Below are 7985 nucleotides of genomic sequence, written 5' to 3'. Positions count from 1 at the left end.
AGCTGGCGATTAGCCGGGCCGAGGCCCTCAGCTCCGCTGCTGCACCGGTCTCGGTGCTGGTGGTGGCGTTCCCCGGTGGCGCTGGCACCGCCTCGCTGGTGAGAGAGGCCCGCCGTTTGGCAGCCCGTGCGCCAGTGCCGCTCTCTGTGGCGCAGGTCAGCCACGCCCCCACCCTCCCTTGATACCTGGGCATTGCCCCCTCTTCCCCTGTTCCCCTTTCTCCTCATTTGTGCCATGGCTGTTCTCACTCCTATCCCCGCCGCTGCCGTCACACCGCTAGCGGCTCCTACCGCTGCAGGCCCTGCCTGCTCCCTGCAGCGATCTGGTTCCCTTTGGCAGCTGGGCAGCGAGGCCCAGGAGCTCACTACCGCTATCTCTCAGCTGGCCGAGCAGCTGGAAACGGATGATCCCAAGCAGCGCGCTCTGGCCCTCGCCGAGCTGGAGGCAGCCCTACTGGCAGAGGAAGGCAATAAAGCTGCCCTCGCCGCCAAAGCTGATGCCACCTGCTGGGTGATCGAGCACCTGCGCGGTCAGGCCGCCTACCGCCAGCAGCAAGCCAAGCGGCTCGCCGATCTGGCCCGGAGTGATGCCGGCCGGGCCGATGCCCTGGAGGAATCGCTGATCTTTGTCCTCACCCAGCTGCAGCCAACCGCTACACGCTTCTCCTTCTCGGATCACGAGCTCACAAGCCGCAAGTCCTCCGCCGTGGTGATCGACGACGAGCAAGCCCTCGATGCCGAGTGGTTCACCTTCTCCACTACCAGCAAGCCCGACAAGAACGCCATCAAGGAGGCCCTCAAGTCCGGCCACCAGATCGCTGGGGCCCAGTTGCTCAACCGCCGCTCCTGGCGCATCCACTGACGGGGGGCAGAGCCCCCCTCGATATGGGTCTGCTGCAAGGGCGGGCCCATACCCCTTCCACCCAAATCACCTCTCACATCTCAGTATTCCCATGACAACCGATGTCTTCTCCACCGAGCAGATCGCTGCCCTTTCAGCTCCACTCGATCGCGCCAAAGTCCAAACCCGCAGCCAGGCCGGCCGCTCCCTGGCCTACCTGGAGGGGTGGCAAGCGATTGCCGAGGCCAACCGCATCTTTGGCTTTGACGCCTGGCAGCGCGAAACCATCGCCGTGCAGTGCGTCGCTGAACGCGAGCGCACCCTGGGCAGCAGCAACCGAGCCGGCTGGGGTGTCACCTACACCGCCCGCGTTCGCATCCGCGTCGGGGAGGTGATCCGGGAAGGCAGCGGCGCCGGCCACGGCATCGACGCCGACCTAGGCCAGGCCCATGAATCGGCGATCAAGGAAGCCGAGACCGATGCGATGAAACGGGCGCTGATGACCTTTGGCAATCCGTTTGGTCTGGCGCTCTACGACAAGCAGCAGAGGGAGGTCACCAGCTCTGCAGCACCTACGCCGGTGCCAAACGCCAACCCCAGCAGCAGGCCAGCAGTAGTGGCGCCTGGGCGCCAGCTCCAATCACCTGCGCAGCCAGAGGTAGACCCAAGCCTTGATCCGCTTGATCCAGGCACGATCGACCAGCTACACAGCACCATTCGCTCCCTACCTCGCCCGGCACTAGAAGGTCTCACCAAGGCATTCCGCAAGCGTTTTCAGGTGCCGCCAGATGCACCCTCAATTGCTGATCGAATCAGCCAGCGCCGCCATCACGAATGGATTGAGGCGTTTCTTGTGTCGCACCGATAGGTGCGCCCTGCAGAACCACACCAAGCGGTTGCTTGATGCCGGTGTCCTCTCCTGGTCGAGATAGGGCTGCCTACCTTCAGAGCAGCTCGCGGAACTGCTGGGGAGATAAGCCGGCATCACGGGCAATGGCCCCCATGGTGATGGCGTTGATCGGGTCATGACGCGGGATCACCAGCCGTCGTTCTCCATTGCTCAAGATCAAGTGGCCGGACTCCCGCACAATGCGGTAGCCCAACTTCTGGAACACACGAACCGCATCCTTTTGGCTGATGCCGGGCAAGCGAGGCATTCAGATCGCCAGCTCAAGCGTCTCCACCTGCTTGATACCGGCTTCTTCTGCCTCCACTTCAAGCCAAAGACCGATGGCCTCACGGATGCTGGCAAGAGCTTCTTCCCTGGTCTCGCCCTGGGAGTGGCAGCCAGGCAGATCCAGGCAACTCACCGACCAGCCCTCCTCTGTCTCCAGTAAACGGATCCTGTACGACACCGCCGGTTCCTCGCTATTCCTTGAACCTAGCCAGATCCAGCCTCAGCGCTGCAGAAGCCAGCGCAGAAGCGACAGACCAATGATCAGCCCGATGCCGGTGTTCCAGAGCAAGGACGGACGCTCGGCCAACCGTTGCAGCCAGGCCGGCAGCTGATCACGCCACTGCTCCATCGCCAGCACCGCCAGCAACACCAGGACCAAGGGGATGCCGATGGCCAGAACAAGCTCGCGGAGCATCGGCATCTCTCCTTTGACCGAACGGTATCCAGCACCGACGACCGCGCCACCCAAGCTCCTTTATCTGTGCTAGTACAGGCGTATGCAGCTGGAGCGTTTCATGGGTGCCCCTCTCCCCCGACCCGCAGCACTGAATGCCCGGCTCGAAACCTCGATCGAGGAGTGGCCCTACCTTGATGAGGCGGTGCTGCTCAAGACCCGCAGCCGCAAGGTCTGCATGACCTGCCACTGGTTTAGGCACCACGCCGGGGTGAACTGCATCCCGCTGCTCACCTGCCAACTGCACCAGGGGCTGATCGCCCACGGCGAGCACCTCACCAGCAGCTGCCAGGGATGGACAGATGACATGGTGCGCCAGAGAGGCTGGGCGCCGGAAGTGGCCTGAGTAGGCCATGCGCATCGGCGATCGCAACCGCCCACCGCTGTCTCCACAAGAGGGCTGGCTTAGCGATGGCCGCCAAGTGCTCCATTTCCAGCCCTGCCGCTACGACCGCTGGAGTCAGGTGCTGGAGGTGACTTTTGGAGAGGTGATGCCCAGCGGTGAACCACCGCTGCTCAAACACCGCAGGGAGCTGATGCGAGAGGAGGCGATCAAGCTCTGGGGCCAGAAGCGGCAGGAGGGTTGGCGGGCGTGTCCGCCGCAGTGGATCCCGCAGAAGCCGCTGCGGGCATAAATGGCGCCACCGCTGCCGGTTCCGCCCGCCAGCATGGGGACACCTGTGATCAAGCTGTGCTCCTGAACCCCTTCTTGCCGTTCAGCACGGCCAAGGTGCTGAGCCTCAAGGCCACAGTCCTGCTGCTGCTCACCCTGCTGATCAAGGCGAGGGTACAGATCGTGGCCGGGTCGGCCATCGGAATCTTTCTGTTGCTTCTGCAGACGCTGGTGTTCCTGGCCATCAGCGGTGGCCTGGTGTTAGCGGCCGGCGGTGCAGCGATCTACGCCAAGCAGCGGCGCCGCACTGCTGCGGACTGAGGACGCGCCATGGCCCTTGAAGTCGCCCTGGCGATGCTGCATCGGGATGGCCGCTGGCTGATGCAGCTGCGCGACGAGATCCCCACGACCGTCGCGCCTGGCTGCTGGGGACTGTTTGGCGGGCACCTTGATCCGGGCGAAACGCCGGAGCAGGCGCTGCGGCGGGAGCTGCTGGAGGAAATCAGCTGGCAGCCCACGGTGGTGGAGCTGGTGATGTTGCATCACATCCACCGCCGCACGGCCCATGTGTTCCTCTCTGAGCTGTCGGTTCCGCTGGAGCGGTTGCAGCTACTGGAGGGACAGGACATGGCCCTAGTAAGCCCAGAGGACCTGCTGGCAGGTTCTATCTGGAGCAGGCGTCTGGGCAGCCATCGCCCTCTGGCCGATGGATTGCTGGAGGTGATGCAACACGTGCTCACCGAGCAGACTTGAGATACAAAAATGCCCAGAGCCATAGCCCCGGGCATTTGCTTGCTCAGCCCTGTTGCCTTCCCGAGAGGGTCTGGCGCAGCTTTTGTAAAAGCTCAGAATCAGAAGGAAAGGAACTGGGTGCGGCAGGCGGCTAGCCAGCTTGATCCAGGCACAATCCAGCAGATCCTTGCCACCGTTCGGTGCCTGCCCCGCCCTGCTCTGGAGGGGTTTACCAAGGCATTCCGCAAGCGGTTCCAGGTGCCGGAGGAGGCCGCATCGATCGCCTATCGGATCTGCCAGCGGCGCCACCATGACTGGATCGAGACGTTTCTGGTGTCGCACCGATAGGTGCGCTATGCAAATCAGCACCGATAGGTGCGCTCGGCCCAGCACCACCAGCAGGTGGCAGCCTGAATCAGAACCAGCAGAAGCGACACACGCCTTACGACTCAAAAAGGTATAGATTTTGAACTCTATGGACTTTGAGTTCGACCCGCTCAAGAGCAAGACCAACCAGGGGAAGCACGGTATTGACTTCGTGGATGCCCAGGCTCTTTGGAACGATCCCGACCTGCTGGAGATCCCTGCCCGCACAACGGACGAGCCGCGGTTTCTTGTCATTGCTCAGATCCATGGCAAGCACTGGTCAGCCGTGATCACCCATCGCAGCCAGGCCATCCGTCTCATTTCTGTCCGTCGCTCACGTCCAGAAGAGGTACAGCTCTATGAACAGTTCTGAATTCGATCGTCGCTTCGATGCTGGTGACGCCGTGCTCGGCGCACTCGATCTCGACGCCGCTACGCGGCCTCGCCTGCAGCAGAAGCGCGTCAATGTTGATTTCCCCCTCTGGATGGTCGAGCAGCTCGATCGTGAGGCCACTCGCCTTGGCGTGACACGACAGTCGATCATCAAAGTCTGGCTCGCTGAGCGACTGGAGCACCGCACTGAATCAAACCTGGGCACAGCCACCGTCCACTGAAGGGCCTCATCACCTATGGCAGATCGGATCTGCCAGCGGCGCCACCATGACTGGATCGAGACGTTTCTGGTGTTGCACCGATAGCTGCGCTCTCCAAATCAGCACCGATAGATGCACTATGCAAATCAGCACCCTCCCAGTCGGACTGCAGCGCCCGTCGACTGAGGCGGCGAAACGGCCGCGTCTGCCTACGATTGACCCATGGCCTTCCCGCGCATCAGCCACGATCCCGCCGTAATGGGCGGCAAGCCCTGTATCCGTGGGCTGCGCATCACGGTGGGCACCATCGTGGGGTTGGTTGCCAGCGGCAGCAGCCGTGAGCGCATCCTGCAGGCCTACCCGCTGCTTGAACCAGCCGACATCGATGAGGCTCTGGCCTACGCCGCCTGGCGCCTGGAAGAAAGGGAAGAGGCACTGGTCCTGAGCTGATGGCCAGGTTGCTGGTCGATATGGCTGTTTCAACGCAACAGCCTCTTGACCGAATGGATCCCGCTCCTCCAGGCCGCCGGCCATACGGTGGTGCATTGGTCAGAGGTGGGTGACCCGAGGGCTCCAGATACGGTCCTGATGCAATGGGCTATTACATACGACTACACCGTGTTCACGCACGATCTGGACTTCGGGACGATGCTGGCCTTCAGCGGCGCAGAGGGTCCCAGCGTGCTGCAGGTCCGCTGCCTCAATGTGCTGCCGGAAGCGATCGGCACTCTGGTGCTCTCAGTGCTTCTGGCCTACGCCGACGAGATTGAGCAAGGAGCCTTGGTGGTGGCAGATGAACGCCGTGCGCGCGTACGGATCCTGCCGCTGATCAGGCAGAACTGAGAGATTGCGCGCAACCCATTCCTGTTGACCAGCCTGAGCCTCAGCGCTGCAGCAGCCAGCGCAGCAGCGACAGGCAGATGATCAGCCCGATGCCGGTGTTCCAAAGCCAGGAGGGTCGCTCGGCCAACCGTTGCAGCCAGGCAGGCAGCTGATCACGCCACTGCTCCATCGCCAGCACCGCCAGCAACAACAGGACCAAGGGGATGCCTACAGCCAGAACAAGTTCGCGGACCAACGGCACCTCTCCTCTGTCCGAACGGTATCCAGCACCGAGAACCGCGTCACCCAAGCCTCTTCAATTGTGCTAGTACAGGCGAACGCATTAGCCATGATTCATGGGTGCCCCTCTCCCCCGGCCCGCGTCACTGGATGCCCGGCTCGATCTCCCGATCGAGGAGTGGCCCTACCTCGATGAGGTGCTGCTCAAGGCCCGCAGCCGCAAGGTCTGCATGACCTGCCATTGGTTCAGGCATCACGCCGGGGTGAGCTGCATCCCTGTGCTCACCTGCCAGCTGCACCAGGGCTTGATCGCCCATGGCGAGCACCTCACCAGCCGTTGCCAGGGTTGGACTGATGACATGACGCGGAGCCAAGGCTGGGCGCCGGAAGTGGCCTGAGCAGGCCGTACACGTCGGTGATCGCAAGCGTCCACCGCTGTCTCCGCAGGAGGGCTGGATCAGCGATGGCCGTCAGGCGCTCCACTTCAACCAGGTTCGCTACAGCCGCTACTCACAGGCCCTGGAGCTCACCACAGGCGTACTGATCGCCGGACAGGCGCCCCTGCTCAAGTGCCGCAAGGAGATCAGGCGGGAGGAGGCGATCAAGCTCTGGGCCATGTCAGGCGACATCGAAAACAGAGCCACCAGGCAGACGATTCATCGAGCAATCCACCTGGGGTTGTCCTTGTTCCGCTCGCGCCGGCGCGGGCTGCGGCCCTGGCAACGAATCGCCTGTGGGTTTCTACGCTGAAGCGATGCCCCCAGATCTCAAGCAACCTGCCACCGGCGATTTGATCGTGTTGGCGGGCGATGAGCAGCTTTGGCGGATTAACTGGCCTGGAGCACCGGTACTGGTCGTCACCAAGAACGGGCCAGGACGGTGCCCGTGGCGCGGATCAGGCCATCAGTCGGGCCGCTGATCAGCTCGGTTGGTATGCGCTCTCCTTGCCAGCCGAATGACACCTCTATGGCCGGGGTGCGGGGCCGATCCGTAATCGCCAGTTATTAGAGCAGGGCCTGGCCGTGGCCCAGGCCCGCTGCACAGCCACATCGGCGGTGTCAGTGCTGGTGGTGGCCTTTCCCGGTGTTTCCGGCACCGCCACCTTGGTCAAGCTTGCCTGGTGTCAACTACATAGGCGGCGCCTACCTAATCCTCATCGGCCACCACCCAACTCGTCCGGGAAGGTGCCCTCGAGAACGAGGATCTCCTTGCCACCGCCATGGATGTAACACTCAAGCGGCTCCCAGGACCTCAACATACGATCGAAGTGGCGCAGGCCACCTCACTGCCGCGGCGATCCAGCATCCGCCGCTCCACACCGGCGATCGGGGAAGCCGTCCACGGTAAGTCGGCGGTGTCCAGCGTGACGCGCTGGTCGAGATCGGCGGGAGGTCCATGGGTGTGATGGTGCTCAGTCCTGAGCTAATGCCGGGGGCGGTCGCCACTGCTGGGTTGTGGGCTGCAGGCCCCCAGTGGCCTGCTTCCCGAGCTGGGCTGTTATCTAACTCAGCAGCTTCCCAACGGCCCACTCAGAATGGAAATGTTAAATTTCGCGGATTTAGCTCACCGTGAACATCAGGAGAATCGAGGATCCTGTAAAAAAATTTTCGCAGGCCTAAAGAACATCCAGCTGCCTGCTAATGATGATACCGAAAATCCTTTTCTCCAGTAGCTTCGTACTGGGTTTCAGTCTAGTTGCTCAGTCCGCTCTCGCTGGGCCTAGCCATTACACCTGTGGTTACACCGGTGCTGTGACGTCAGATAATCGTTATCCAAACGGAAAGACCCCCTGGCTTATCTCGGCCGAGCCTCCCGGTCCAAGTGCTAGTCAAGCCACCAGTCCAAGCACTAGTGCAACTACTAGCACCCCTCCAAGCACCAAAAAACGTGGAACACGTGTAATACCGTCCAGCTGTTATGGGCGCCCCTGGGCCCCTGAATGCAAACCCGCTCCACAACTTCCATAACACAGCTGCTTAGCCAGTTCATCAAGTTGGCAAACCATGCACAGTTGAGGCAGGAACATGAGTCTCCTTCCCTGGTTTAAGTATTTTATTGGTTTGCCAGGCCATTTGCACCGCACCGCTCCAGCTACTTTTTAGCAATGATGTTGAAAGCCCTTTTCGCCAGTGGCTGTCTGCTGACCCT

18 protein-coding genes and 1 pseudogene are annotated in these 7985 nt (G+C 62.0%); 13 read left to right on the top strand and 6 right to left on the bottom strand.

All coding sequences use genetic code 11. The features are described 5' to 3' along the window. The 3 genes and pseudogenes from KBZ15_RS14010 to KBZ15_RS14000 all read left to right on the top strand — a co-directional run. A pseudogene (locus KBZ15_RS14010) lies at nt 1-182 on the top strand (hypothetical protein); the annotation flags it as partial. Between the two features lie 52 nt (nt 183-234). Beyond that, nucleotides 235-861 carry a siphovirus Gp157 family protein gene (locus KBZ15_RS14005; RefSeq protein ID WP_255015833.1) on the top strand — a complete coding sequence of 209 codons (627 nt, stop codon included), beginning with the start codon at nt 235-237 and terminating at the stop codon, nt 859-861. A 91-nt stretch (nt 862-952) separates the two neighbouring features. Then, nucleotides 953-1708 carry an RAD52 family DNA repair protein gene (locus KBZ15_RS14000; protein WP_255015832.1) on the top strand — a complete coding sequence of 252 codons (756 nt, stop codon included), beginning with the start codon at nt 953-955 and terminating at the stop codon, nt 1706-1708. A 76-nt stretch (nt 1709-1784) separates the two neighbouring features. Here KBZ15_RS14000 and KBZ15_RS13995 read toward each other — a convergent pair whose 3' ends face one another. The 3 genes from KBZ15_RS13995 to KBZ15_RS13985 are packed head-to-tail and all read right to left on the bottom strand — an operon-like array spanning nt 1785 to nt 2432. Continuing rightward, nucleotides 1785-1997 (bottom strand): type II toxin-antitoxin system HicA family toxin, encoded by a 213-nt coding sequence (locus KBZ15_RS13995; RefSeq protein WP_255015831.1) that lies wholly within the window; start codon nt 1995-1997, stop codon nt 1785-1787. Further along, entirely contained in the window at nt 1998-2195 is a 198-nt protein-coding gene (locus KBZ15_RS13990) for a type II toxin-antitoxin system HicB family antitoxin (protein ID WP_254931688.1), read from the bottom strand. Between the two features lie 42 nt (nt 2196-2237). After that, entirely contained in the window at nt 2238-2432 is a 195-nt protein-coding gene (locus KBZ15_RS13985) for a hypothetical protein (protein ID WP_255015830.1), read from the bottom strand. Nucleotides 2433-2532: 100 nt separating this feature from the next. Here KBZ15_RS13985 and KBZ15_RS13980 point away from each other — a divergent pair, with 100 nt between their 5' ends. The 9 genes from KBZ15_RS13980 to KBZ15_RS13940 all read left to right on the top strand — a co-directional run bounded on the left by KBZ15_RS13980 (nt 2533) and on the right by KBZ15_RS13940 (nt 5618). Then, nucleotides 2533-2817, top strand: coding sequence for a galactose oxidase (locus tag KBZ15_RS13980; protein WP_255015829.1), 285 nt, complete (start codon nt 2533-2535; stop codon nt 2815-2817). A 7-nt stretch (nt 2818-2824) separates the two neighbouring features. Continuing rightward, nucleotides 2825-3106: a DUF1651 domain-containing protein gene (locus tag KBZ15_RS13975; RefSeq protein WP_255015828.1), complete on the top strand. Its 282-nt coding sequence runs from the start codon at nt 2825-2827 to the stop codon at nt 3104-3106. Beyond that, a complete protein-coding gene (locus KBZ15_RS13970; RefSeq protein ID WP_255015827.1) occupies nt 3064-3405 on the top strand; it encodes a hypothetical protein in 342 nt (113 codons plus the stop codon). The genes KBZ15_RS13975 and KBZ15_RS13970 overlap by 43 nt, the downstream gene beginning before the upstream one ends. Before the next feature lie 9 nt (nt 3406-3414). After that, nucleotides 3415-3837, top strand: a complete 423-nt coding sequence (locus KBZ15_RS13965) for an NUDIX hydrolase (RefSeq protein WP_255015825.1) — start codon at nt 3415-3417, stop codon at nt 3835-3837. Nucleotides 3838-3954: 117 nt separating this feature from the next. Beyond that, nucleotides 3955-4164, top strand: coding sequence for a hypothetical protein (locus KBZ15_RS13960; protein WP_255015824.1), 210 nt, complete (start codon nt 3955-3957; stop codon nt 4162-4164). A gap of 127 nt (nt 4165-4291) precedes the next feature. After that, the gene (locus tag KBZ15_RS13955; protein WP_255015823.1) at nt 4292-4555 is read left to right on the top strand and encodes a BrnT family toxin; all 264 of its coding nucleotides are present in this window, start codon (nt 4292-4294) and stop codon (nt 4553-4555) included. Then, complete coding sequence (brnA, locus tag KBZ15_RS13950; RefSeq protein ID WP_254961982.1) at nt 4542-4796, top strand: type II toxin-antitoxin system BrnA family antitoxin; 255 nt, start codon at nt 4542-4544, stop codon at nt 4794-4796. The genes KBZ15_RS13955 and brnA overlap by 14 nt, the downstream gene beginning before the upstream one ends. A gap of 201 nt (nt 4797-4997) precedes the next feature. Then, entirely contained in the window at nt 4998-5225 is a 228-nt protein-coding gene (locus KBZ15_RS13945) for a DUF433 domain-containing protein (RefSeq protein WP_255015822.1), read from the top strand. Between the two features lie 45 nt (nt 5226-5270). Beyond that, a complete protein-coding gene (locus KBZ15_RS13940) occupies nt 5271-5618 on the top strand; it encodes a DUF5615 family PIN-like protein (protein WP_255015821.1) in 348 nt (115 codons plus the stop codon). Between the two features lie 40 nt (nt 5619-5658). Here KBZ15_RS13940 and KBZ15_RS13935 read toward each other — a convergent pair whose 3' ends face one another. After that, nucleotides 5659-5859 (bottom strand): hypothetical protein, encoded by a 201-nt coding sequence (locus tag KBZ15_RS13935; protein ID WP_255015820.1) that lies wholly within the window; start codon nt 5857-5859, stop codon nt 5659-5661. A gap of 94 nt (nt 5860-5953) precedes the next feature. Between KBZ15_RS13935 and KBZ15_RS13930 the strand changes: the two genes are divergently transcribed. Further along, complete coding sequence (locus KBZ15_RS13930; RefSeq protein WP_255015819.1) at nt 5954-6235, top strand: galactose oxidase; 282 nt, start codon at nt 5954-5956, stop codon at nt 6233-6235. 108 nt (nt 6236-6343) lie between these two features. Here KBZ15_RS13930 and KBZ15_RS18730 read toward each other — a convergent pair whose 3' ends face one another. After that, nucleotides 6344-6466, bottom strand: a complete 123-nt coding sequence (locus KBZ15_RS18730; protein ID WP_396123492.1) for a hypothetical protein — start codon at nt 6464-6466, stop codon at nt 6344-6346. 335 nt (nt 6467-6801) lie between these two features. Further along, nucleotides 6802-6948 (bottom strand): hypothetical protein, encoded by a 147-nt coding sequence (locus KBZ15_RS13920; protein ID WP_255015818.1) that lies wholly within the window; start codon nt 6946-6948, stop codon nt 6802-6804. Between the last annotated feature and the right edge of the window lie 1037 nt (nt 6949-7985).

This window comes from Cyanobium sp. BA20m-p-22 (assembly GCF_024346275.1).
Taxonomy (GTDB): Bacteria; Cyanobacteriota; Cyanobacteriia; order PCC-6307; family Cyanobiaceae; genus Cyanobium_A.
This window is presented reverse-complemented; position numbering and strand designations above follow the sequence as displayed.